This window comes from Roseovarius salincola (genome assembly GCF_026891095.1).
GTDB classification, from domain to species: domain Bacteria; phylum Pseudomonadota; class Alphaproteobacteria; order Rhodobacterales; family Rhodobacteraceae; genus Roseovarius; species Roseovarius salincola.
This window is the reverse complement of the sequence record NZ_JAPTNL010000005.1, coordinates 120,450-143,123: the sequence shown is the minus strand read 5'-3', so window position 1 is coordinate 143,123 and position 22,674 is coordinate 120,450. Positions and strand designations below refer to the sequence as shown.

Genomic DNA, 22,674 nt, shown 5'->3' with positions numbered 1-22,674 from the left:
TCAAACTTATCGGATTTACACGAGGCAGATAGCAACCCCGGCCCGCGCGCGCAAGTCAGCGCCGCGCCTTACCCCTCCAGCGCCTGGCGCAGATCACCGATCAGATCGTCGACATCCTCGATCCCCACCGACAGGCGCAGAAGGTTCTCCGGAATCCCCGTATCGGGCTCGATCGTGGCGCGATGCTCCACAAGGCTGTCGACCCCGCCCAGCGATGTCGCCCGGTGAAACAGCGCCAGCCGGCCATTGACCTCAAGCGCGCGCGCCTTGCCCCCACGGATCAGCACCGACATGAGATATCCAAACCCCCCGCGCATCTGGCGCGCCGCCAGTTCATGGCCCGGATGACCCTCAAGGCCGGGGTAAAGCACCGCCTCGACCGCGTCGTGACCGGCCAGGAACGCGGCAATGCGCGCCGCGCTTTGGCACATCCGCTCCATGCGCAAGGGCAGCGTGCGCATCCCGCGCATCAAAAGCCACGCCTCGAACGGCCCCAGGATCGCGCCCGCGTCATGACGGTCGGTCGCAATCGCACGCCAGACCGGCGCGTCGCTTTCGCGGCACGACAGCACGCCCGCCACCACATCGGTATGGCCGTTGATCGCCTTGGTCGCCGAATGCATGGCGATATCGGCGCCATGATCCAGCGCCCGCGTCAGCACCGGTGTCGCCGCCGTGCCATCCACCGCCAGAACCGCCGCCGCGCCATGCGCCAGTTCGGCGGCGCGCGCGATATCCGTGATCTTGAGCCAGGGGTTCGACGGCACCTCGATCCACACTATATCCGCAGGCGTGGCGCAGGCCGCCGCCAGCGCGCCATCATCGGCCGTGTCCACCTCCTCGAGGGTGACATCCCGGCGCGCGCAGAAATCGCGGACCCAGCTTGTCGTGCCCCAATAGATGCCCGATTGCATGATGACCCGGCCACCGCCCGGCACCGTGCGCAACACCGCCGCGATCGCCGCCATGCCCGAGGGAAAAAGCAGGCTCGCCGCCGCGCCCTCCAACTGGCGCAACACCTCTTCGGCCTGGCGAATCGTCTCGTTATGGTCGCGCGCATAGATATTTTCGGGCGACAGCAAGGCATTGTCGGTGCCCCGCTCATAGGTGCTGGCCATCGCAATGCCCGGCACGACGCCGCCATCGGCGCGATTGACCGCGCCCGCCGCCTGCGCCGCCAGGGTCGCGGGCGCCCATCCTTGCCTCTTGTCGCTCATGTCAGTGCCCCCTCTTCAAACAGCCGCCCCGGACCCCAGCCGCAGGGCTGCGCCACCCCCGCCAGCCCCAGCATATGCCACAAGAGCGCCTGGTTTGAACTGATCACCGGCACGCCCAATTCGGCCTCGGCCTGTTCGATCACGCCAAAGCTGCGCAGGTTGGTGCAGCTTGCGAAAACCGCCTCGACACCCTTTGCGCGCCCCGCCTCCAGGATCGCATCCAGCGTGCTTTCCTCGGCGATTCGCGCCACCCTCCGGTCTTCCTTCTCGCCAAAGCTGATCTCGCTCAGCACCTCGATGCCGCGACCAGCCAGGAAATCGCGCATCGCGGCGGTGACGCTGGGCACATAGGGCGTGACCAGTGCAATGCGCGCCGCGCCCAAGGCCTCCAATCCGGCCAGCGTCGCGCTCATCGGGTTGGTGACCGGCACGCCGGGATGCACGGTCTGCACCGCCGCCGCCACCGCCTCGGGGCCGATCACCGTCGACGCCGAAGTGCAGCCATAGCCCAGCACGCTCAGCCCCTGCGGCAACAGCCCCGCCGTTGCGGGCAAGCCCGCCTCCATCATGCGCAATGTCTCGGGCGTGACATCCGCCTGGGCGGGAATGCGCGTATGCATCAGGTTCGCGTCGCGCCCGGTCAGAACCTTGCGCGCCTCGAATTCCAGCGTCTCGTCGGTGCTCAGCACCACAAGGCCCATCCGCAAACCCGCGCCCGCGCCATCGTCCAGCCTGTATCGCGTCATTCATCCTCCTCTTCCGGCCTCTCTCAAGACCGCATCATGCGTTACGGGCGGCTCAGCGTGCCGCCCGACACCCCGGCGCGCACGCCCGTCGTGCCGGGACACGAGGTCGGCAAGCCGCGCGCCACCCGCACCGCCAGATGGGCAAATGCCTGCGCCTCCAGCATGTCGCCGTCAAGCCCCACATCCTCGACCGGATCAACCGGGCAATCCAGCGCCGCGCGCAGCATGTCCATCATGACCGGGTTCTTGCGCCCCCCGCCACAGACCAGCAGCCGCGCGGGCGGCTCGGGGCAATGCTCCATGCCCCGCAACACCGCCGCCGCGCTCATCCCCGTCAGCGTCGCCACCGCATCCGCGTCGCTCAGTTCGTTGACCAGGCCGATCATGTCCCTGAAGGCGTCCCGGTCCAGCGACTTCGGCGGCACCTTCAGGAAATAGGACTCGTCAAGAAACATCTCCAGCGCGCCCTGCGCCACCTCGCCTTGCCGCGCCAGCGCCCCGTCGCGGTCAAAGGCCTCGCCGCGCCGCGCCAGCATCACGTCATTGATCGGGGCATTGGCCGGGCCGGTGTCGAAGGCCAGCAAGGCGCCCGCATCGTCGGGGCGCGCCTTTCGCGGATCGACCCAGGTCAGGTTGCCCACGCCGCCAAGGTTCAGGAAGGCCAGCGGCGCATCGGCGCCGATCCACCTGGCGCAGGCGAAATGATAAAACGGTGCCAGCGGCGCGCCCTCGCCGCCAAAACGGATATCGGCGCTGCGAAAATCCCACACGACCGGCAGCCCCAGCGCCGCCGCCAGCGCATCGCCATCGCCCAACTGATGCGTGCCCCGCCCGCGCGGCTCATGCGCCAGCGTCTGCCCGTGAAACCCAACCAGCGCGATATCCTCGAACCCGGCCAGCGCCTCTTCGTGGGCGCCCTGCACCACCGCCAGCGCGGCGTCGAGCCCGCCATCATCCGGCCAGCGCCCCAGCGCGGCGCTCAGCACCGCCTGTTCCTCCGGTGAATAGGGCCTGTAGAGGCTTTCTCCAAGGGCAAGGATCCGCTCGCCATCGGTCTCGATCACCGCCGCGTCCACCCCGTCCAGCGAGGTGCCCGACATCGCGCCCAATGCCCGTATGCGACCGGCTTTCATCATGGCCTTTCCCTTCGCGGCTCAGGTGCCTATACATGCCGCGCAATCAAGACCGGGACAAGCCATATGACCTACCACCCCAAGTCCGAATTCCTGCGCGTGATGATCGAGCGCGGCTTCCTTGCGGACTGCACGGACCTGCAGGCGCTCGACGACAGCCTGCGTTCCGGCACGGTGACGGCCTATATCGGCTATGACGCCACCGCCAAATCGCTGCATGTCGGGCATCTGCTCAACATCATGATGCTGCGCTGGCTGCAAAAGACCGGCCACCGCCCGATCACCCTGATGGGGGGCGGGACCACCAAGGTGGGCGACCCCTCGTTTCGCTCCGATGAGCGCCCGCTCCTCGATGCGGCCCAGATCGGCGAGAACATCACCGCCATGCAACAGGTCTTCGCCCGCTTCCTCGACTACGGCGAAACCGCACCCGGCGCGCTCATGCTCGACAATGCCGAATGGCTCGACGGGCTGCGCTACATCGAATTCCTGCGCGATATCGGGCGGCATTTCTCGGTCAACCGGATGCTCAGCTTCGAATCCGTGAAATCCCGGCTCGACCGCGAACAATCGCTCAGCTTCCTCGAATTCAACTACATGATCCTCCAGGCCTATGACTTCCTGGAACTGAACCGCCGCTACGGCTGCACGCTGCAGATGGGCGGCTCGGACCAGTGGGGCAATATCGTCAACGGCATCGACCTCACCCGGCGCGTCTCGGGGACCGAACTTTTCGGCCTCACCTCGCCGCTGCTGACCACCGCCGACGGGCGCAAGATGGGCAAATCGGCGGGCGGCGCGGTCTGGCTCAATGCCGACATGCTCAGCCCCTATGAATTCTGGCAGTTCTGGCGCAACACGCTTGACGCCGATGTGGGCCGCTTCCTCAAATACTACACCGAATTGCCGGTCGCGGAATGCGACCGCCTCGGCGCGCTCGCAGGCTCCGAGATCAACGCCGCCAAGATCATCCTCGCCAACGAGGTGACCACGCTTCTGCACGGGGCCGAGGCCGCCGCCAATGCCGAGGCCACCGCCCGCGAGGTGTTCGAGAAAGGCGGCGTCGGCGATGACCTGCCCACACTCGAACTCACAGCAGGCGAACTGGGCGACGGCATCTCCATCGTGCAGCTGATCGTGCGCTCGGGGCTGGCGAAATCCGGCAAGGACGCCAAGCGCCTCATCGCCGAGAACGGCGCGCGCCTTGACGACGCCCCCCTTACCGATGCGGGGCTGATGATCGACGCGGGCGCACTGCGCGCGCCCATCAAGCTGAGCGCCGGCAAGAAGCGCCACGCGCTGATCAAGCTCGCCGACTGATCCGCCGGCCAGCGCCACGGCAGCCGGGCATCACCCCGGCTGTCAGAAAAACTTCACTTGCGCCCGGCCTCATATATCCATAGTTCATGATATATGGATAAGACACACGCCCTCACCGCCTTTGGCGCCCTCTCGCAGGCCACGCGCCTCGACGTGCTGCGCCTGCTGATCCGCGCAGGCGCCGATGGCATGGCCGCGGGCGAGATCGCCACGGCACTTGACGCGCGGCAAAACACCATGTCCGCCAATCTTGCGGTGCTCATGCAGGCCGGGCTGATCCGCAACGCCCGCCAGGGCCGCTCGATCCGCTATTTCGCCGATCTCGAAGGGCTGCGCGGCCTTCTCGAATTCCTGATGGAGGATTGCTGCGGCGGCAATCCCGCCGCCTGCCAACCCCTGCTCGACACGATCACCTGTCCCTGCTGATACACCGCTGAAAGGCTGCCCAGATGAAAAACGTCCTCTTCCTCTGCACAGGAAATTCCGCCCGCTCGATCATCGCCGAGTCGATCCTGAACACCGAAGGCGCAGGCCGCTTTCGCGCCTTCTCCGCAGGCTCCCAGCCCCAGGGCGAACCCAACCCGCATGCCATCACCCTGCTGAAGAACCTCGATCACGACGTGTCCGGGCTCAGATCGAAAAGCTGGGATGAATTCGCCGCCCCCGGCGCGCCGCAGATGGATTTCATCTTCACCGTCTGCGACAATGCCGCGGGCGAAACCTGCCCGCTCTGGCCCGGCCAGCCGATGAATGCCCATTGGGGCCTGGCCGATCCCGCCGCCGTCACCGGCAGCGAGGCCGAGATCGCCGCCGCCTTCGCCCTGACATACCGGATGCTGCTGCGCCGGATCTCGATCTTCGTCAACCTGCCGCTCGAGACGCTCGACAGCCTCGCGCTGCAAACCAATCTGAACGAGATCGGCCAGACCATTGATTCCGAAAACACCTGACACCGTTGGAGCCACGATATGACCGACCACGCCACCACCGACGCCCCCGGCGGCATCGGAACCTTCGAACGCTGGCTCTCGCTCTGGGTCGCGCTCGCCATCGCGGCGGGTGTCGTGCTCGGAAACCTCGTGCCGGGGCTCTTTCAGGCCCTCGCGGATCTTCAGGTCGCCTCGGTCAACCTGCCCGTCGCCGTTCTGATCTGGGCGATGGTCTATCCGATGATGGTGGGCGTGGATTTCACCGCCCTCAGTCATATCGGCGAACGCCCCAAGGGCCTGGTCATCACATTGCTCGTGAACTGGCTGATCAAGCCCTTCACCATGGCCGCCCTCGGGGTGCTGTTCTTCGAGGTCGTCTTCGCCGGTCTCATTCCGCCCGATGATGCGCAGGCCTATCTGGCCGGGGTGATCCTGCTCGGTGCGGCCCCCTGCACTGCGATGGTTTTCGTGTGGTCCAACCTCACGCGCGGCGATGCCACCTATACGCTTGTTCAGGTCAGCGTGAACGACGTGATCATGGTCTTCGCCTTCGCCCCGATCGTCGCCTTCCTTCTGGGTGTCACCGATATCGTGGTGCCGTGGGATACGCTGATCCTGTCGGTGGTCCTCTATATCGTGATCCCGCTGATCGCGGGGCTTCTGACGCGCATGCGCCTCATGGCGATGGGCGGCGAAGCCCACGTCGAAGGCTTCCGAGACCGGATCAAGCCATTCACCGTCATCGGCCTTCTGGTCACCGTGGTCCTGCTGTTCGGCTTTCAGGGGCAGGTCATCATCGAAACCCCGCTGGTCATTGGCCTGATCGCCGTGCCGCTCCTGCTGCAAAGCTACGGTATCTTCTTCGTCGCCTACGGCATGGCGCGGGCCTGGAAAGTGCCGTTCAACGTCGCGGCGCCTTGCGCCCTGATCGGCACATCGAATTTCTTCGAACTGGCCGTGGCCGTCGCCATCAGCCTCTTTGGCCTCGGTTCGGGCGCCGCGCTGGCAACGGTTGTGGGCGTGCTGGTCGAAGTGCCGGTCATGCTCTCGCTGGTGGCCTTCGCCAACCGCACCCGCCACTGGTTTCCCGAAGCATAGGACGGTTCATGCCCGATCACATTCCGAATTCCCTCACACCGCGCGCGGAACACAAGTACGTCGTCATCCATCATAATCCCGACTGCGGCACATCGCGCAACGTTCTGGCCCTGATCCGCGCCAGCGGAACCGAGCCCACGGTGATCCCCTATCTCGATACCGGCTGGACGCGCCCGCAGCTTCTTGCGCTGTTCGCCGCCGCCGGTCTCACCCCGCGCGCGGCCCTGCGCAGCACCAGATCGCCCGCCGAGTCGCTTGGCCTTCTGGACCCCTCGGTCAGCGACGACACGCTGCTTGACGCGATGCTGGATCATCCCGTGCTGGTCAACCGCCCCATCGTGTGTTCGCCCAAGGGGGTGCGCCTGTGCCGCCCGTCCGAAACCGTGCTCGACCTTCTCGACACGCTCCCGCCCGGACCGCTCTACAAGGAGGATGGCGAACTGATCATCGACGCTCAAGGGCAGCGGGTTGCCTGACGCCCCGGCGCGCTTGGCCGTTTGCAATGCCCCCGGTTCCCCACGTTCCCCCCGCGCGCGATCAATTGCGTTTATCCGGCCGCCCCGCGCTCCGAACGGGTTCGCGCCACTCTCGCCTGTTTCACACTCCGCCGGACCACCTTCACGAAGGACACCCGCTTGAGTATTGACACAGATGGACAGCAAATGGCCCGGCATGCCGACCTCATCGGCCGGCATGGGTGCACGACCCCACGCGATGCAGGCGCAACCGGGTCCGGTCGATCGCACGCCATCCGCTCTTTCAATGGCCCGCATGGCGGCCAACCCTGCGAAACCCTGTTCGACCTTTCCCAAATCCTGCCATACCTTTCTCAAATCCTGCCCGACCTTTGCGAACATCAGCCCGACCTTTCCGAACCCCTGCCCGGCCCTTCCGATTCGCTCCCGCCCGGATCGCCTCTCAAGGTCCCCGGCAGCTTGACCACCGACCGACAAGGACAACGCATTGCCTGACAACAGCACACCGAATATCGACAAGAGCCAGTTTCACCAGATCGACGCCGCGCGCCTGTTTCCGCAGGACCGGCCCGGCCATCCGCCGCGCGTCCTGCTGCTGCATGGCAGCCTGCGGGATCGCTCCTATTCTTGCCTCCTTGCACAGGAAGCCGCGCGCATCCTGCGCGGACTTGGCTGCGAGACCCGCCATTTCGACCCCTCCGGCCTGCCCCTGCCCGATGACGCGCCCGATACCCACCCCAAAGTGGCCGAGCTGCGCGACCTCGTGATGTGGTGCGAAGGCATGGTCTGGGTCAGCCCCGAGCGCCACGGTGCGATGACCGGCATCATGAAATCCCAGATCGACTGGATTCCTCTGGCGCCGATCGGCGGCATTCGCCCGACCCAGGGCAAGACCCTCGCCGTGGCCCAGGTGTCGGGCGGATCGCAAAGCTTCAACGCGGTCAACCAGATGCGGATTCTGGGTCGCTGGATGCGGATGCTCACCATTCCAAATCAATCCTCCGTTCCCAGGGCCTGGGATGTGTTCGACGATGCGGGCCGGATGAAACCGGGGCCGCTCTATAACCGTGTCGTCGATGTTATGGAGGAACTGGTTAAATTCACGTTACTGACGCGCGCGCAAACGGATTATCTGACCGACAGGTATTCCGAACGGATCGAATCCGTCGAAGAACTTTCGCGCCGGGTGAACGCGCCGGCGGCAATGGGCGGCGCCGAAACCAAGGGCACTTAGGCCGCTTTCGGGCGGTTTGTACAAAACTCCGGGGCGCGACGGCGAATCCTGTACAAAAGCGGCGTACAAAACGGACGTTTTGTACGCTGTCTCAGCCCCGCGCCGCCAGCGCGTCATCCAGCAGGTCGCGCACCGCGCCCCGGTCCACATCCGAGGTCACGAACGCCGCCCCGATGCCGCGTGCCAGGATGAAATGCAGCTTGCCTGCGACGACTTTCTTGTCCTGTCCCATCAGGTTCAGAAGCGTGTCGGCGTCGGGCAATTCTCCCTCAATATCGGACAGATCAGCCTTCATCTTCATGTTCTTAAGATGCGCGCGCACGCGGCCTGGCTCCTCCTGGCTGCACAGGCCCAGCCGCGCCGAAAGCTCGAATGCCAGCGCGCATCCGATGGCCACACCCTCGCCATGCAACAGCCGCCCCGAATACCCCGTCGCCGCCTCCAAAGCATGGCAGAATGTATGACCCAAATTCAAAAGCGCCCGATCCCCCATCTCTTTTTCGTCCCGCACGACGATATCCGCTTTCATCTCGACCGACCGTTTCACAGCCGCCACGCGCGCGGCGCGATCACCTGCGGCAAGACATGGCCCGTGGCGTTCAAGCCATTGAAAGAAATTAGAATCTCCAAGAAGTCCATATTTGACAACTTCACCGTAACCGGCCAGGAAATCGCGCTCGGTCAGACTGTCCAGAACCGCCGTGTCGGCCAGAACAAGGCTCGGCTGATGAAACGCGCCGATCAGGTTCTTGCCTTGCGGTGCGTTGATCCCGGTCTTGCCGCCAACCGAGCTGTCCACCTGCGCCAGCAGGCTCGTCGGCACCTGAACGAACCGCACCCCCCGCCGAAGCACCGCCGCCGCAAAGCCCACAAGGTCCCCGACCACCCCGCCACCAAGGGCGATCACCACGTCCCGTCGCTCGATCCGCTCGTCCAGAAGCCACTCCACAGCGCGCTCGAACTGAGGCCAGGATTTGGTGGACTCACCTTGCGGAAGCGTCATGAGAGACGACGAAATACCATTGTTTTTCAAGCTGTTTACAAGCGTTTCTCCATGCAAGGTCGCAACATGCTCGTCGGCGATGATCGCCACATGCGGGCGGTGCAGCAAGGGGGCGATCAGCCCGCCCGCCTGCTCGATCAGGCCGGGGCCGATATGTATGTCATAGGCCCGCTCATCCAGCGGCACATGCACCGTTTCCATCATGTCACCTTCTCCAGAACATCCGCGCGGCTCGCCAGCGCCTCCAGCACCTTGCCCGCCATGGTTTCGATCGAATAATCCGCCCGCGCCTCGACACAGAGATCCGCTTGCTCATAGACAGGTACGCGAGCCTCGAACAGATCTTGTAGCGTCGAATAAGGATTACTTGTGCGCAGTAAGGGTCTGGTATCCTTGTGTTTTACGCGACCCCACAGGATTGGAAGATCGACCTTCAGCCAGACCGAAACGCCCTTACGAGAGATGAGTTCACGATTGCGCGGCGCCAGAAACGCGCCCCCGCCGGTCGACAAGACTCCGCATTCATCATCAAGCAGACGGTCGATCACCTGGGTCTCGCGGTCCCGGAAAAACGCTTCCCCGTCACGCGCGAATATCTCCGCGATGCTCATGTTCGCCGCCCGTTCGATCTCGGCATCCGAATCCAGGAACGGCACCCCGAGCCCTGCGGCCAACGCCTTGCCGACGGCCGTCTTCCCGGCCCCCATCATTCCGACAAGCACCACGGTTTTCTTCAGCTTCCACTGTTCCTGCGCAATCACCTTCGGCGCTCCCCTGCCCAAATTTCGCGCGTTCGCACTGAATGACGTGATCTTGCCAGAAAGGCCAGTTATAAACATGCAAAAATCCGGAGCGAATGAGGCAGGCCCACCATGTTTCGATTGATCAAATGGCTGTTATACCTCGCCATTCTGGCGTTCATCGGGCTTGTGGGCTATGCTTATATAGGGCCGTTTTTCGGGGCGGACTTCTCGCCCCCGACGAATGAGATTCGCCAGGAAATCATACTTGAGACAGACTGACGCGCTCATCGCTTCGATTTTCATCGCCTCCGGCGCCGCCGCGCAGGAGCCCCTTTCGGCGATCGAGTGGCTTGATGCCCCGGTCTCGGTCACCGTCGCCGCACCCCGGGTCATGCCGTTGGACGACATGTCCGTGAGCGAGGGTGTCGACACACCTCAAGTCGCCGTGATGCCGCTTGGATCGGCACGCAGGGACTCGGTCGGCCTTCTGCCTTCGGACGTGACCGGATTGCCGGTGTCACTCTGGCAGGCCAGCACGGAGCGCGCCGTGATGGCCCAGTTCGCGCGTCTTTCGCCCGAGCCCCTGCCGGCGATACAGGCGCTTTATTACACGCTGCTTCTTGCCGAGGCGGAGGCCCCGGCAGATGCAGGCGCAGGCGCGGATTTCCTCAAGGCGCGGCTGACCGCGCTGGAGTCTTTCGGCGCCGTCGATCCAGCCCTTGCCCTGATCGAGCGCGCAGGTCCGGCAAACCCTGCGCTGTTCGACCGCTGGCTTGATCTGTCGCTTCTGGCGGGCACCGAGAACGCTGCCTGCAAGGCGCTTGCCGATACGCCGCCACTGAGCCAACGCTATGGCGCGCGCATTTTCTGCACGGCGCGTGCGGGCGACTGGCAGACCGCGGCGCTGCTCTATGAAACGGCTCGTGCGCTCGACCTTCTGAGCGCCACCGAGGCCGACCTTCTGGCGCAGTTCCTGGATCCCGAAATGGTTGGAGAATCCCATTCGCGGACCTCGCCAAGCGACATGACACCGCTTCTGTTCCGGCTTTACGAATCCATCGGCGAGCCCCTGTCCACACAGGGTCTGCCCCGTGCCTTCGCGATGGCCGACCTTCGCCCCTCAAGCGGATGGAGAGCCCGGATCGAGGCGGCCGAGCGCCTCACGCGGACCGGCGCATTACCTCCCAACCGCCTGTCAGGTCTCTATACCGAACGCAGCCCCGCGGCATCCGGCGGCGTGTGGGACAGGGTCGCAGCGATACAGGCCTTCGATCAGGCCCTTGCGCGTGGCAGTCGCGACGCCATCGCCAACGCCCTGCCTGACGTCTGGCGCAAGATGCGCGAGCAAAGGCTGAGCGTCAGCTTTGCCGAGCTTTACGGCAAGGATCTCGCTGCGCTCAGCGGCCTGTCCGCGCCCGCGCGCGCCCTTGCGCTGCGTATCGCGCTGCTCTCGCCGGACTACGAGACAGCCGCGCAAGCCGCCAATCCCGACGACCCCGCCGAGGCCTTCCTGGCCGGTTTGGCGCGGGGCGCACCACCTGCCGATCTTGCCGACACGCCGCTCAAGGAGGCTATCGCCCGCGCCTTTGATGGCAAAGGCCCGGCACGCACCCATGCGGGAATGCTCAACAGCGGCAAGCTTGGACAGGCGATCCTCACGGCGGCCCTGCAACTGGATGAGGCGGGACCGCGCGGCTTTGACGATATCTCAAAGTCGCTCGCCACCCTGCGTGCGGTCGGGCTGGAAGACACCGCCCGGCGCGCGGGTTTGCAGCTGCTCATCCTGGAACGCGGGACATGACCCCGGCGCGCCACTGGATTTCCGCCTTTCTCGAAGCACAGGCAGCCGAACTCGGGTCAGCACGCAACACGCTCGAAGCCTACGCCCGTGACCTGCGCGATTTCGACGACTGGCTTGGCGCCAACGCCCTGCAGGCCGATACCGCCGACCAGCATGACATCGAAGCCTATCTCGTGCATTGCGACGCGCAGGGGCTGGCACGCGCGACCCGTGCACGGCGGCTTTCGGCGATCAAGCAGCTCTTTCGTTTCGCCTTCGAGGAGCGCCTGCGCACGGACAACCCCGCGATCCGCATCAAGGGGCCGGGGCGCGATCACAAACTGCCCAGGACCCTCAGCGAAGCCGAGGTGGACAGCCTGCTTGCCGCCGCCCGCAACCATGGGCGCAATGACGCAGCCCGCCTGCGCAATACCTGCCTGATGGAGTTGCTCTATGCCACCGGCATGCGGGTCAGCGAACTGGTCGCGCTGCCCGTGTCGGCGGCGCGCGGAGACCCGCGCATGTTGCTGATCAGCGGCAAGGGCGGCAAGGAACGCATGGTGCCCCTGTCACACGATGCCCGTATCGCGCTGGCGGGCTGGCTGGCGCGCCGCAACGCGCAGGAGGACGCCGCGCGTAAGCGTGGCAAGGCCGCATCACCGCATCTCTTTCCCTCCTCGGGCAAGGCCGGGCACCTGACGCGACACCGTTTCTACATCCTGATCAAGGATATCGCGGTCGCGGCGGGCGTCTCACCGGCCAAGGTCACCCCGCATACGCTGCGCCATGCCTTTGCGACCCACCTTCTGGCCAATGGCGCCGATCTGCGCTCGATCCAGACGCTTCTGGGCCATGCCGACCTCGCGACCACGGAAATCTATACACATGTTCTGGAACAGCGCCTGCGCGATCTCGTGCAAGATCATCATCCGCTGGCACGGGCGGCGCGGCGCAATGCGGGCGGCAAGACCTCCTGAGAGGGTCAGTAGACGCCCATAAGCGCATCGTCATGGCCATGGCTCAGCCTCGCCGCCCGCATCGCACAGCGCGCGCCCGCATGACCATACCGCAGACGTCCGATCGAGACCTCTGCGCCGCTCAGCACCGCAAAGCGGTCCTCCGGCACGCCATCATTGGGCACGCGTCGGATGCAGCTTCAAAGGGGGGGGCAGCCAAAGATCGGCACCGGGCCGTCCAATACTCCGAGTATCACGCAGATTCACACCCGGGCTCACACCCATTCCTCCTTGATCGCAACCTCGGCACAGCCCATAACGCCTCTTGGATATAAGGATGCCGCACTCCATGGAACCTACCTCGCCAACACTTGATGCCGCTTTCTGGATCACCTCGGTCTCGATCATCACCCTGCTGGTGCTGTCTGCCTTCTTTTCAGGCAGCGAAACCGCGCTGACCGCCGCCTCGCGCGGTAAACTGCGTGCGCGTGCCGACAAGGGCGAAACTGGCGCCGCGCGCGCGCTCCAGATCACCGAGGATAACGAGCGTCTGATCGGGTCGGTTCTGCTGGGCAACAACCTTGTGAACATCCTCGCCGCCTCGCTGGCGACGGCCATGTTCACCCGCCTCTTTGGCGAATCCGGCGTGGCACTGGCGACGCTCGTGATGACGCTTCTCGTGCTGATCTTCGCCGAGGTGCTGCCCAAGACTTACGCCATCACCAATGCCGAGGCCGCCGCAGCGCGCGTCGCCCCGACGATCGGTGTCGCGGTCAATGCTTTCTCGCCGATCGTCTCGGCGGTGCGCTGGCTGGTGCGCGGCGTGTTGCGGGTCTTCGGAGTCAAGACCGATCCCGACAGCCATATCCTCGCAGTGCGTGAGGAGATCGCCGGCGCGCTCTATCTCGGCCATTCCGAAGGCGTGGTCGAAAAAGAGGATCGCGACCGCATTCTCGGTGCCCTGGACCTCGGCGAGCGCGCGGTCGAGGAGATCATGCTCCACCGCAGCCAGATCGAGATGATCAATGCCGAGGACGATCCCGAGACCATCCTCAACCAGTGCCTGCAATCCAATTACACGCGCCTGCCGATCTATCGCGACGACCCCGACAACATCATCGGCATCGTTCATGCCAAGGACCTTCTGCGCGCCATGCACAAGCTCGTCACGGTCGACGAGCTGTCGCGCGACGCGCTGAAGTCCTTTGATATCTGTGATGTGGCGATGAAGCCCTATTTCGTGCCCGAAACGACCACGCTGGATGACCAGATGCGCCAGTTCCTTCGAATGCGCAGCCATTTCGCGCTGGTGGTGGATGAATACGGCACGCTCGAAGGGCTGATCACGCTCGAGGACATTCTCGAGGAAATCGTCGGCGAGATCACAGATGAATTCGACCCCGACGCCGATCATCCGATCCGCAAGAGCGAGGACAACCAGTTCCTCGTCGATGGCGCCATGACTATCCGCGATCTCAACCGCGCGACCGACTGGAACCTGCCCGACGACGAGGCCAACACCATCGCCGGTCTCGTGATCCACGAGGCGCAAATGATCCCGGACGTGAACCAGGTGTTCAACTTCCACGGCTTCCGCTTCGAGGTCGTCGCCAAGGCCGACAATCGGATCACCCGCCTCAAGATCCGCAAGATCTGACGAACCCTCTGCGCGCCGCCCCCCTTCATCTGGCTTCAAATACCTCGGGGGGTCCGGGGGGCTGGCCCCCCGGCCTTGCCGCGGAAAATCACGCCCGCAGTTTTTCGCCCTTGGGATCAAATGGCGGCGCGTGCAGGATGCGGGCCTTGTGAGGCTGGCCAAGCACCATCACCTCAACCGCGTCGCCCGGCGTCGCCGCGCCGTGGCGCACATAGCCAAGCGCAAGGCTCATGCCGACGCTGTAACCATAGGTGCCCGAGGTCACGCGACCCACGGGCTTGCCCTTGCACAAGATCGGCTCGCCGCCTGTGGCATCCGCATTCGAAGCCGCGACCGCCGCCTCATCGATATGGATCAGCACCAGATCCTCGCGCGGGGTCTTCTCCAGCACCTCTTCCAGCGCGGATTTGTGCAGGAAATCCTTGCCCATCTTGCACAACCCGGCAAGCCCCACCTCATGGGGCCAGTATTCGGGGCTGTATTCGCGTGACCAGGAACCGTAGCCCTTCTCGATGCGCATCGACATCAGCGCACGCGCGCCCACCGGGCCCGCGCCGAGAGGCTTTCCCGCTTCCAGCAACGCTGCATAAAGCTGCGCCTGGTCTTCGGTCGCGCAATGCAGCTCCCAGCCCAGGTCGCCGGTGAAACTGACCCGCAGCGCCAGGCAATCGACCCCCGCCAACTCGATGCGCTGCGAGCGCATGAAGGGAAAGTCTTCGGTGGCAAGCGAGGCATTCGTCAGCCGCGCCAACAGCTCGCGCGACTTCGGCCCGGCCACGTTGAAGCCGCACATCCGTTCGGTCCGGGATTCGAAACTGGTGTCCTCGGGCAATGGCACCATGTCGAAGAAGCGCTTGTGATAGCGCTCGGCCATGCCTGAACTGATGACCCAGAATTCATCCTCGGCGACACGCGTCACCGTGGCGTCACCCGCGATTCCGCCGCGCACCGAAATCAGCGGCGTGAGGCACGAGCGGCCCACGGATTTGGGCATGTTGTTGGCGAAAACCGCGTTCAGCCAATTCTCCGCCCCCGGCCCCTTGACCCTGTATTTAGCGAAATTCGAGATGTCGATGATGCCCGCGCGTTCGCGCAGCATGCGGCATTCCTCGCCAACCGGCCCCCACCAGTTCTGGCGGGTGAAGCCGTTCGTGTCCTCGCTGCCGGGTTCATCGGCGAACCATTGGGGATGCTCCCAGCCGTAGTTCAGGCCGAACACCGCGCCAATCTCCTTTTGCATGCCATAGACCGGGCGCGTGCGCAGCGGGCGGCCCGCTTCGCGCTCTTCGTTGGGATAATGAATGGCGAAGCGATGCGCATAGACATCCTCGACCTTGGCCTTGACGAAATCGCGGTCATTGGCCCATTGGCCGAACCGCGCCAGATCCCAGGCGAACATGTCATATTGCATCTCGCCCTCGACAATCCACTGCGCCGCCATCAGACCCATCCCGGCGGATTGGCTGAAGCCGGGAATGATACCGCCGCACATGAAATAGTTCTTCAATTCGGGCACCGGCCCAAGGATCACGTTGGAATCGGGGGACCAGATCATCGGCCCGTTGATCACACGCTTGATCCCGGCCTCGGCGGCAACCGGCACGCGGTCCATCGCGCGCATGACGTTTTCCATGATCCGTTCCAGGTCGTCGGGAAAGAGATCATGCGCGAAATCAAGCGGCGTGCCGTCCTCCGCCCAGAACCGCATATCGCGCTCATAGGCACCGATCAGCAGGCCCTTGCCTTCCTGACGCAGGTAATACTCCCCGTCGCGGTCGGCCACTGAAGGCAGGCGGCGGTCCATCCCGTCGATCTCGGCGATGGTCTCGGTCACGAAATACTGGTGTTCGGTAGGCTGCAGCGGCATTTCGATCCCCGCGAGTTTCGCCACCTCGCGCCCCCAAAGACCCGCCGCGTTGATGACCCAACGGGTCTCGATTTCGCCCTTGGGCGTTTCCACGATCCAGCTGCCATCGGGCTTTTGCGTCGTCGCCGTGACCGGCGTGAAGCGATGGATTTCGGCGCCGCGCTGACGCGCGCCCACGGCATAGGCATTGGTCACGCCCGAGGGGTCCACATTGCCGCCCTCGGGCTCCCACATGATGCAGCGGATGCCATCAAAATTCACCAGCGGATGCAGCTCTTCGGCGCGTCCGCGGCTGATTTCGCTGAAATTCATCCCGTAGAGCTGCGCCTTGGCCTCCTGCAGGCGCAGCTGGTGTTCACGCGCCTCGGTCTGCGCCAGATAGAGACTGCCCGGCTGAAACACCCCACAGGACTGGCCGGTCTCCTCTTCGAGCTGTTTATAGAGCGACATCGTGTAATGCTGTAGCCGCGAGATATTGGCGCTGTCATGCAAGCCGTGGATATTGGCCGCCGCATGCCAGGTCGATCCCGATGTCAACTCGTTGCGCTCCAGCAGAACGACATCGCTCCAGCCCAGTTTGGTCAGGTGATAGAGGATCGAGCATCCGATGACGCCCCCGCCGATCACAACGGCCTGTGCATGGGTTTTCATTTCCGGTCCCTTGACTGTTGTCGCCTCCCCCCCGCGCGCTTGAGCGCGCGCCGGGGTCGTCGCGTCCCGTCATCATTGGATGCAAGGCGGCAAATGTCCTTACGGTTTACGACAGTATTTTTCGCTTTGCGGCAGCGAGCGCCGTCCCAAGGGTTTGAGCGAACCAGAAATTCGCCGCCGCGCAACCGGTCCGCCCTGCACGGTTGCGACAAAAGCTGTCGCTTTCCGACATGCCCGCCCGACTGCGCCACCTCAGTTTGAAACGGTCGGACTAGATGCAGGAGACGCCCATGAAAACCACCACCCGTGTTGCCGTGATCGGGGGCGGCGTTGTCGGATGCAGCGTTCTTTACCACCTGACCAAGCTTGGCTGGTCGGATGTCATGCTGATCGAGCGCTCGGAACTGACCAGCGGCAGCACCTGGCATGCGGCGGGAGGATTTCATACGCTCAATGGCGACACCAACATGGCGGCCCTGCAAGGCTACACGATTAAGCTTTACCAGGAACTCGAAGAGATCACTGGCCTCTCCTGCGGGCTGCATCACGTGGGCGGCGTGACCCTCGCCGACAATCGCGACCGCTTCGACATGCTGCTGGCCGAACGCGCCAAGCACCGCTACATGGGGCTGGAAACCGAGATCGTGACACCCGAAGACATCGCCATGATCGCACCGGTCACCAATACCGAAGGCATCCTGGGTGGGCTCTATGACCCGCTTGACGGGCATCTCGACCCCTCGGGCACGACCCATGCCTATGCCAAGGCCGCGCGCATGGCCGGGGCGGTGATCGAGACCAACTGCCATGTCCATGAAACCAATCAGCGCCCCGACGGCACCTGGGACGTGGTCACGGCCAAGGGCACGATCCACGCCGAGCATCTGGTCAATGCCGCAGGGCTATGGGCGCGCGAGGTGGCGTCGATGGCGGCGATCTACCTGCCCCTGCATCCGATGGAACACCAGTATATCGTGACCGGCGACGTGCCCGAGATCGCCACGATCATCGACGCCGGGGGCGAGCACCCCCATGTGATGGACCCGGCGGGCGAAAGCTATCTGCGTCAGGAAGGCCGCGGACTCTGCATCGGGTTTTACGAACAGCCCTGCCGCCCCTGGGCAGTTAACGGCACGCCTTGGGATTTCGGTCATGAGTTGCTACCCGACGATTTCGACAAGATCGAGGACAGTATCGAATTCGCCTATCGCCGCTTCCCCGCCCTTGGACGCGCGGGCGTGAAATCGGTGATCCACGGCCCCTTCACCTTCGCGCCGGACGGCAACCCGCTGGTCGGGCCGGTGCCGGGCTTGCGCAATTACTGGTCCGCCTGCGCCGTGATGGCCGGGTTCAGCCAGGGTGGCGGCGTCGGGCTGATGCTGGCGCAATGGATGACGGCTGGCGAGTGCGAGCGCGATGTAAGCGCCATGGACGTGGCGCGCTATGGCGATTGGATCACCCCCGGCTATACCCGCCCCAAGGTGATCGAGAACTATCAGAAGCGGTTCTCGGTTTCCTACCCGAACGAAGAGTTGCCTGCGGCACGACCGTTCCGGCGAACGCCGATGTATGACCTCTTCGATCAGCTTGGCGCGGTCTGGGGGCATCAATACGGGCTGGAAGTGCCGAACTACTTCGCCAAAGGCGAGGAGCCGCGTTTCGAAACCCCCAGCTTTCGCCGCTCTAACGCCTTTGCGGCCACCGCCCGCGAAGTGCGAGCCGTGCGCGAGGCCGTGGGCATCAACGAAGTACAGAATTTCGGCAAATACCTCGTGCGCGGTGCTTCGGCGCGGGCTTGGCTTGACCGGATCATGGCCGGTACGATCCCTCAACCCGGTCGGCTGGCGCTCAACCCGATGCTCAGCCCCAAGGGACGCATCATCGGCGATTTCACCGTTGCCTGCCGCGATGAGACGACGTTTCAACTCACCGCATCCTACGGCGCGCAGGGGTATCACATGCGCTGGTTCGAACAGAACGCGCAGGCTGGCGTGACGGTCGAGAACATCTCGGACCGGCTGACCGGCTTTCAGATCGCAGGGCCGAAGGCGCGCGATGTGCTGGCCGCCTGCACTGATGCAGATATGGCGGGCCTGCGGTTCATGGGGCTCATGCGGGCCAATGTCGGCATGGTCGATTGCCTGATTCAACGCGTCAGCTTCACCGGCGATCTGGGCTATGAGATCTATTGCGATCCGATGGCGCAGCGCAGCTTGTGGGACGTACTCTGGCGCGAAGGCCGGTCATACAGGATGGAACCCTTTGGCATGCGCGCGATGATGTCGCTGCGGCTCGACAAGTTCTTCGGGGCCTGGCTGCATGAATACGGCCCCGATTACACCCCGGCCGAAACCGGGCTCGACAGGTTCATCCGCTTTTCCAAGGATGCCGATTTCATCGGTCGCGCCGCCGCCGAGGCCGAACGCCACGCGGGTCCCGCGCGTCGCCTCGCCGCTTTCGAAGTCACTGCCGGGGGTACAGATGTGAACGCCTATGAGCCGGTCTGGATCGACGGCGCGGTACAGGGTTTCTGTACCTCGGGTGGCTATTCGCACCATGCCGGGAAATCCATCGCCCTGGCACTGATCGCATCCGAGTTGGTCCAGCCGGGGCTTGAGGCGCAGATCGAGATCCTCGGCGAAATGCGCCCCGCCCGCCTGATCACGACACCGCTTTTCGACGCCGATGGCGCCCGTATGCGCGGCTGAACCCCTATCGCGATGGAGCAGGGTTTTCCAGCTGGCCCACAGGCGCTGGCGGAGGTATCGTTTGCCTTGACCGACAGGTGCCGGGCCACCGTGCGACCGGAGGCGCAATGAACGATATCGTCATCCTGATACCCGCCGCCGGGGACGCGACGCGCATGCGTGGGCGCGACAAGCTGCTCGAACCGGTCGACGGGCTGCCTTTGCTGGCACGTCAGGTTCGGGTGGCCGAGGCGACGGGTTGTGCGGTTCTGGTCACACTGCGCCTGCGCGACAAGGCACGTCACACGGCACTTTCGACATCCGGCTCGCCAGAGCGCATTGAATTGCCCGACGCCGCCGAAGGGATCGCGGCCTCGCTTCGCGCCGGCGCGGCATGGGCACAGGGGCAAAGCGCAATGGGATTGATGGTTTTACTCGCAGATCTGCCCGATCTCGAAACCGGCGATCTTGAACGCCTCCTGGCCATGTTCCGTCATGATCCCGCGCACCCGATCCGCGCCACCGACCTGAGCGGGCAGGCCGGACATCCGGTGATCTTTCCGGCGCGGCTGTTCGGGGCGCTGACGCACCTATCGGGCGATCAGGGCGCGCGCGCCGTTCTCGCGCAGGAAAAGGTCCTCACACTGCCCCTGCCCGGCCAGCGCGCTACAATGGACCTCGACACACCCGAGGCCTGGGCCGAATGGCGTAAGCACAACCGGCGCTGACACGCCGTGCTCAGCGACCGATCACGATATCGGCGCGCAAACCGCCAAGACGCTGGCTTTCACCGAGGCGCAGCGTCCCGCCATGCGCCCGCGCGATGTCCATCGCAATCGACAGGCCCAAGCCGACCCCGGTGCCCCGGTTCTGGTTGCGCGCCGGTTCCAGCCGGGCAAAGGGCTTCAACGCCTCTTCGCGCCGTGCCGCCGGGATACCCGGCCCGTCATCCTCGACCCGGATTCGCAGCGCGCGATCGGTCAACAACAGCGACAATTCGGCCCTGCTGCCATAACGCACCGCGTTGTTGATCAGGTTCTCGATGGCGCGCCGGATACCACCCTCGCGCAGCGGCACCAACCCCTCCCCCTTCACCTCGACAAGCTCCGCCGAAATATCGGCGCGCTGGCAGTCTTCGACGATCCGCTCGACCAGCGCCACAGGGTCGAGCGCCACCGGCGCCCCCTCCTGCGCGCCGCGCGCAAAAGCCAGGAATTCGTCAAGCAGGCGTTCCATGTCCGCCACGTCCTGCTCCATGGGAATGCGATCCTCATGATCCAGCATGGAAAGACCCAGCTTCAGCCGCGTCAGCGGCGTGCGCAGATCATGGCTGACGCCCGACAGCATCAGCGTGCGCTGCTCGATCTGGCGCTCGATCCGCGCGCGCATGTCCAGGAACGCATTTCCGGCCGCGCGCACCTCTATCGCGCCCGCAGGGCGGTAGGGTTCATGACGGCCCCGGCCAAAAGCTTCGGCGGCGCGCGCCAGCCGGGTGATCGGGCGCAGCTGGTTGCGCAGATAGAAATAGGCGATCACCGTCATCAGAACGCCGAAGAAAACCATGTTCACGAAGATCTGGTGCGCGTTCTTGGGCGACACCCGGACCCGGTCGAATTCCATCTGCCAGATCCCATCGGCCTGCTGAAGGAAAAGCCGCACCACACGGTCATCCGGCAGGTCCACCGCCCACAGCCCTGGGATCAGCGCCTGAAACTCACGGATCACGACGATCCCGGTCAGGTCATACCAACGTCGCTGGTTGCCCTCGGGCAGCGCCTCGACAGGCACCGCGCGGATATCAATCCCCAGTGATCGGGCCAGCGGTGTATTGCCCGTCTCCTCGGCTGACAGCCCGCTCGCGCGCAATACCGCAACCTCTCGGCTGGCGACGCGGGTCATCTGCGTGGTAACACCCTCGAAGTGGCGCTGGAGAAACACCACCGCCATCACCAGGAACAGGCTGACAACCGGCAAGAGCAGGATCAGCGCTGCCCGCCCGTAAAGGCCACGTGGCGTATATGATTTGAGCCAACTGAACGACATGCGCCGAAACTAGACGCGCACCGCGAAGGAAGGAAGCCCGATGATGCTGCAGAGCGATTTCGACCCGCCGGTGGGCATAGCCGAGGATCTGGGCGATGGAATCCGCCGCATCCTGGCGCCCAACCCTTCGCCGATGACCTTTCGCGGTACCAACACCTATCTGCTGGGAGAATCCGGTCTTGCGGTGATTGATCCGGGACCGGCGGATGAGGCACATCTGTCGGCGATCCTTGGCGCCGTGAAGCCAAGCCAGCGGATCACCCATATCCTCGTCACCCACGCCCATCTCGACCATTCGCCACTGGCAGCGCGGTTGGCGGAGGAGACCGGCGCTAGGGTCCATGCCTATGGCGGCGCGCAGGACGGGCGCAGCGCCGTGATGAAGCGCCTTGCGGCCAGCGGTCTTGGCGATGGCGGCGAAGGGATAGACCACGGCTTTCGCCCCGATATCCGACTGGCGGATGGCGAGTCCGTCGAAGGAGCGGGTTGGCGCATCACCGCTCTCTGGACGCCGGGGCACCTGGGCAACCATCTCTGTTTTCAATCCCGTGACGCGATCTTTTCAGGTGATCTGGTGATGGGCTGGGCCAGTTCGCTCGTCTCGCCCCCCGACGGCGACCTGACAGATTTCATGGCCTCCTGCCAGCGCCTGAAAAGTGTCGGCGCACAGATTTTCCATTCCGGGCACGGCGCACCGATCGAAGACCCGCTGGCGCGGCTCGACTGGCTGATCGCGCACCGCCGCTCGCGCGAGGCGGCGATCCTGAAGGAACTCCGCTCAGGCCCCGCGACGGCGCAGGCGCTGGCGGATCGAATCTATAGCGACACGCCCACATCTCTGATGCCCGCCGCGACCCGCAACGTCCTTGCCCACCTTATTGATCTCATGGGACAAACTCTCGCCGCCCCCATCGATCCCCTCTCTTCACGCGCACGTTTTTCGACGGTCTGAGCAGCACGGCGCGCGACACGGAAAATATGTAACAATCCCTCTGGACGCCGCCCAAGGCTGTTGCTATACGGACCACCGTGTTCCGGCGTAGCTCAGCGGTAGAGCAGTTGACTGTTAATCAATTGGTCGTAGGTTCGATCCCTACCGCCGGAGCCAAAAATCCTCCAAGCCCCTGATTTCAT

At 64.5% G+C, this 22,674-nt stretch carries 21 protein-coding genes and 1 tRNA gene; 14 read left to right on the top strand and 8 right to left on the bottom strand.

Annotation, left to right across the window (positions count from 1 at the left end):
* Positions 1-68: 68 nt before the first annotated feature.
* From N5A93_RS08390 to N5A93_RS08380, 3 genes are read right to left on the bottom strand one after another with little or no spacing between them, the layout of a single operon-like run.
* Positions 69-1,217, bottom strand: a complete 1,149-nt coding sequence (locus N5A93_RS08390) for a trans-sulfuration enzyme family protein (protein ID WP_268954637.1) — start codon at positions 1,215-1,217, stop codon at positions 69-71.
* Positions 1,214-1,963 (bottom strand): maleate cis-trans isomerase family protein, encoded by a 750-nt coding sequence (locus N5A93_RS08385; RefSeq protein WP_268954636.1) that lies wholly within the window; start codon positions 1,961-1,963, stop codon positions 1,214-1,216. The genes N5A93_RS08390 and N5A93_RS08385 overlap by 4 nt, the downstream gene beginning before the upstream one ends.
* A gap of 41 nt (positions 1,964-2,004) precedes the next feature.
* Positions 2,005-3,099, bottom strand: coding sequence for an anhydro-N-acetylmuramic acid kinase (locus N5A93_RS08380; RefSeq protein ID WP_268954635.1), 1,095 nt, complete (start codon positions 3,097-3,099; stop codon positions 2,005-2,007).
* 63 nt (positions 3,100-3,162) lie between these two features.
* Between N5A93_RS08380 and tyrS the strand changes: the two genes are divergently transcribed.
* The 6 genes from tyrS (at position 3,163) to arsH (ending at position 8,153) form a co-directional block, all read left to right on the top strand.
* Positions 3,163-4,416 carry a tyrosine--tRNA ligase gene (gene tyrS / locus N5A93_RS08375; protein ID WP_268954634.1) on the top strand — a complete coding sequence of 418 codons (1,254 nt, stop codon included), beginning with the start codon at positions 3,163-3,165 and terminating at the stop codon, positions 4,414-4,416.
* A 93-nt stretch (positions 4,417-4,509) separates the two neighbouring features.
* Positions 4,510-4,842: an ArsR/SmtB family transcription factor gene (locus N5A93_RS08370; protein ID WP_268954633.1), complete on the top strand. Its 333-nt coding sequence runs from the start codon at positions 4,510-4,512 to the stop codon at positions 4,840-4,842.
* Between the two features lie 23 nt (positions 4,843-4,865).
* The gene (locus N5A93_RS08365; protein ID WP_268954632.1) at positions 4,866-5,366 is read left to right on the top strand and encodes an arsenate reductase ArsC; all 501 of its coding nucleotides are present in this window, start codon (positions 4,866-4,868) and stop codon (positions 5,364-5,366) included.
* An 18-nt stretch (positions 5,367-5,384) separates the two neighbouring features.
* Positions 5,385-6,443: an ACR3 family arsenite efflux transporter gene (arsB, locus tag N5A93_RS08360; RefSeq protein ID WP_268954631.1), complete on the top strand. Its 1,059-nt coding sequence runs from the start codon at positions 5,385-5,387 to the stop codon at positions 6,441-6,443.
* An 8-nt stretch (positions 6,444-6,451) separates the two neighbouring features.
* Complete coding sequence (gene arsC, locus N5A93_RS08355; protein ID WP_268954630.1) at positions 6,452-6,919, top strand: arsenate reductase (glutaredoxin); 468 nt, start codon at positions 6,452-6,454, stop codon at positions 6,917-6,919.
* Between the two features lie 487 nt (positions 6,920-7,406).
* Positions 7,407-8,153: an arsenical resistance protein ArsH gene (arsH, locus tag N5A93_RS08350; RefSeq protein WP_372921677.1), complete on the top strand. Its 747-nt coding sequence runs from the start codon at positions 7,407-7,409 to the stop codon at positions 8,151-8,153.
* 91 nt (positions 8,154-8,244) lie between these two features.
* Here the strand turns inward: arsH and aroB are convergent, their stop codons facing one another.
* The gene (aroB, locus tag N5A93_RS08345) at positions 8,245-9,360 is read right to left on the bottom strand and encodes a 3-dehydroquinate synthase (protein WP_268954629.1); all 1,116 of its coding nucleotides are present in this window, start codon (positions 9,358-9,360) and stop codon (positions 8,245-8,247) included.
* The gene (locus N5A93_RS08340) at positions 9,357-9,938 is read right to left on the bottom strand and encodes a shikimate kinase (RefSeq protein ID WP_268954680.1); all 582 of its coding nucleotides are present in this window, start codon (positions 9,936-9,938) and stop codon (positions 9,357-9,359) included. The genes aroB and N5A93_RS08340 overlap by 4 nt, the downstream gene beginning before the upstream one ends.
* A gap of 90 nt (positions 9,939-10,028) precedes the next feature.
* Here N5A93_RS08340 and N5A93_RS08335 point away from each other — a divergent pair, with 90 nt between their 5' ends.
* Genes N5A93_RS08335 through N5A93_RS08325 form a run of 3 tightly spaced genes read left to right on the top strand, consistent with a single transcriptional unit; the run spans position 10,029 to position 12,656 of the window.
* Positions 10,029-10,178 carry a hypothetical protein gene (locus N5A93_RS08335; RefSeq protein WP_268954628.1) on the top strand — a complete coding sequence of 50 codons (150 nt, stop codon included), beginning with the start codon at positions 10,029-10,031 and terminating at the stop codon, positions 10,176-10,178.
* Complete coding sequence (locus N5A93_RS08330) at positions 10,165-11,700, top strand: hypothetical protein (protein ID WP_268954627.1); 1,536 nt, start codon at positions 10,165-10,167, stop codon at positions 11,698-11,700. Before N5A93_RS08335 ends, N5A93_RS08330 begins: the two co-directional genes overlap by 14 nt.
* On the top strand, positions 11,697-12,656 hold the full coding sequence (locus tag N5A93_RS08325) for a site-specific tyrosine recombinase XerD (RefSeq protein WP_268954626.1): 960 nt from the start codon (positions 11,697-11,699) through the stop codon (positions 12,654-12,656). Before N5A93_RS08330 ends, N5A93_RS08325 begins: the two co-directional genes overlap by 4 nt.
* Positions 12,657-12,661: 5 nt before the next feature.
* Here the strand turns inward: N5A93_RS08325 and N5A93_RS08320 are convergent, their stop codons facing one another.
* On the bottom strand, positions 12,662-12,820 hold the full coding sequence (locus N5A93_RS08320; protein WP_268954625.1) for a hypothetical protein: 159 nt from the start codon (positions 12,818-12,820) through the stop codon (positions 12,662-12,664).
* Positions 12,821-12,984: 164 nt separating this feature from the next.
* Between N5A93_RS08320 and N5A93_RS08315 the strand changes: the two genes are divergently transcribed.
* Positions 12,985-14,292 carry an HlyC/CorC family transporter gene (locus N5A93_RS08315; RefSeq protein WP_268954624.1) on the top strand — a complete coding sequence of 436 codons (1,308 nt, stop codon included), beginning with the start codon at positions 12,985-12,987 and terminating at the stop codon, positions 14,290-14,292.
* An 88-nt stretch (positions 14,293-14,380) separates the two neighbouring features.
* On the opposite strand, the gene N5A93_RS08310 is transcribed toward N5A93_RS08315, so the two are convergent.
* Entirely contained in the window at positions 14,381-16,810 is a 2,430-nt protein-coding gene (locus N5A93_RS08310) for a GcvT family protein (RefSeq protein WP_268954623.1), read from the bottom strand.
* Positions 16,811-17,100: 290 nt separating this feature from the next.
* Here N5A93_RS08310 and N5A93_RS08305 point away from each other — a divergent pair, with 290 nt between their 5' ends.
* Positions 17,101-19,518: a GcvT family protein gene (locus N5A93_RS08305; RefSeq protein WP_268954622.1), complete on the top strand. Its 2,418-nt coding sequence runs from the start codon at positions 17,101-17,103 to the stop codon at positions 19,516-19,518.
* Between the two features lie 107 nt (positions 19,519-19,625).
* A complete protein-coding gene (locus N5A93_RS08300; RefSeq protein ID WP_268954621.1) occupies positions 19,626-20,225 on the top strand; it encodes a nucleotidyltransferase family protein in 600 nt (199 codons plus the stop codon).
* A 10-nt stretch (positions 20,226-20,235) separates the two neighbouring features.
* On the opposite strand, the gene N5A93_RS08295 is transcribed toward N5A93_RS08300, so the two are convergent.
* Positions 20,236-21,540 carry an ATP-binding protein gene (locus tag N5A93_RS08295; protein WP_268954620.1) on the bottom strand — a complete coding sequence of 435 codons (1,305 nt, stop codon included), beginning with the start codon at positions 21,538-21,540 and terminating at the stop codon, positions 20,236-20,238.
* 40 nt (positions 21,541-21,580) lie between these two features.
* On the opposite strand from N5A93_RS08295, the gene N5A93_RS08290 reads away from it, so the two are divergent.
* On the top strand, positions 21,581-22,492 hold the full coding sequence (locus N5A93_RS08290; protein ID WP_268954619.1) for an MBL fold metallo-hydrolase: 912 nt from the start codon (positions 21,581-21,583) through the stop codon (positions 22,490-22,492).
* Positions 22,493-22,573: 81 nt separating this feature from the next.
* Positions 22,574-22,648 (top strand) — tRNA-Asn (locus N5A93_RS08285).
* Positions 22,649-22,674: the final 26 nt, after the last annotated feature.

Coding starts and splice junctions, on each gene's coding strand:
- N5A93_RS08390 (WP_268954637.1), bottom strand. CDS start 1,217: ATGAGCGACAAGAGGCAAGGATGGGCGCCCGCGACCCTGGCGGCGCAG.
- N5A93_RS08385 (WP_268954636.1), bottom strand. CDS start 1,963: ATGACGCGATACAGGCTGGACGATGGCGCGGGCGCGGGTTTGCGGATG.
- N5A93_RS08380 (WP_268954635.1), bottom strand. CDS start 3,099: ATGATGAAAGCCGGTCGCATACGGGCATTGGGCGCGATGTCGGGCACC.
- tyrS (WP_268954634.1), top strand. CDS start 3,163: ATGACCTACCACCCCAAGTCCGAATTCCTGCGCGTGATGATCGAGCGC.
- N5A93_RS08370 (WP_268954633.1), top strand. CDS start 4,510: ATGGATAAGACACACGCCCTCACCGCCTTTGGCGCCCTCTCGCAGGCC.
- N5A93_RS08365 (WP_268954632.1), top strand. CDS start 4,866: ATGAAAAACGTCCTCTTCCTCTGCACAGGAAATTCCGCCCGCTCGATC.
- arsB (WP_268954631.1), top strand. CDS start 5,385: ATGACCGACCACGCCACCACCGACGCCCCCGGCGGCATCGGAACCTTC.
- arsC (WP_268954630.1), top strand. CDS start 6,452: ATGCCCGATCACATTCCGAATTCCCTCACACCGCGCGCGGAACACAAG.
- aroB (WP_268954629.1), bottom strand. CDS start 9,360: ATGATGGAAACGGTGCATGTGCCGCTGGATGAGCGGGCCTATGACATA.
- N5A93_RS08335 (WP_268954628.1), top strand. CDS start 10,029: ATGTTTCGATTGATCAAATGGCTGTTATACCTCGCCATTCTGGCGTTC.
- N5A93_RS08325 (WP_268954626.1), top strand. CDS start 11,697: ATGACCCCGGCGCGCCACTGGATTTCCGCCTTTCTCGAAGCACAGGCA.
- N5A93_RS08315 (WP_268954624.1), top strand. CDS start 12,985: ATGGAACCTACCTCGCCAACACTTGATGCCGCTTTCTGGATCACCTCG.
- N5A93_RS08310 (WP_268954623.1), bottom strand. CDS start 16,810: ATGAAAACCCATGCACAGGCCGTTGTGATCGGCGGGGGCGTCATCGGA.
- N5A93_RS08305 (WP_268954622.1), top strand. CDS start 17,101: ATGAAAACCACCACCCGTGTTGCCGTGATCGGGGGCGGCGTTGTCGGA.
- N5A93_RS08300 (WP_268954621.1), top strand. CDS start 19,626: ATGAACGATATCGTCATCCTGATACCCGCCGCCGGGGACGCGACGCGC.
- N5A93_RS08295 (WP_268954620.1), bottom strand. CDS start 21,540: ATGTCGTTCAGTTGGCTCAAATCATATACGCCACGTGGCCTTTACGGG.
- N5A93_RS08290 (WP_268954619.1), top strand. CDS start 21,581: ATGATGCTGCAGAGCGATTTCGACCCGCCGGTGGGCATAGCCGAGGAT.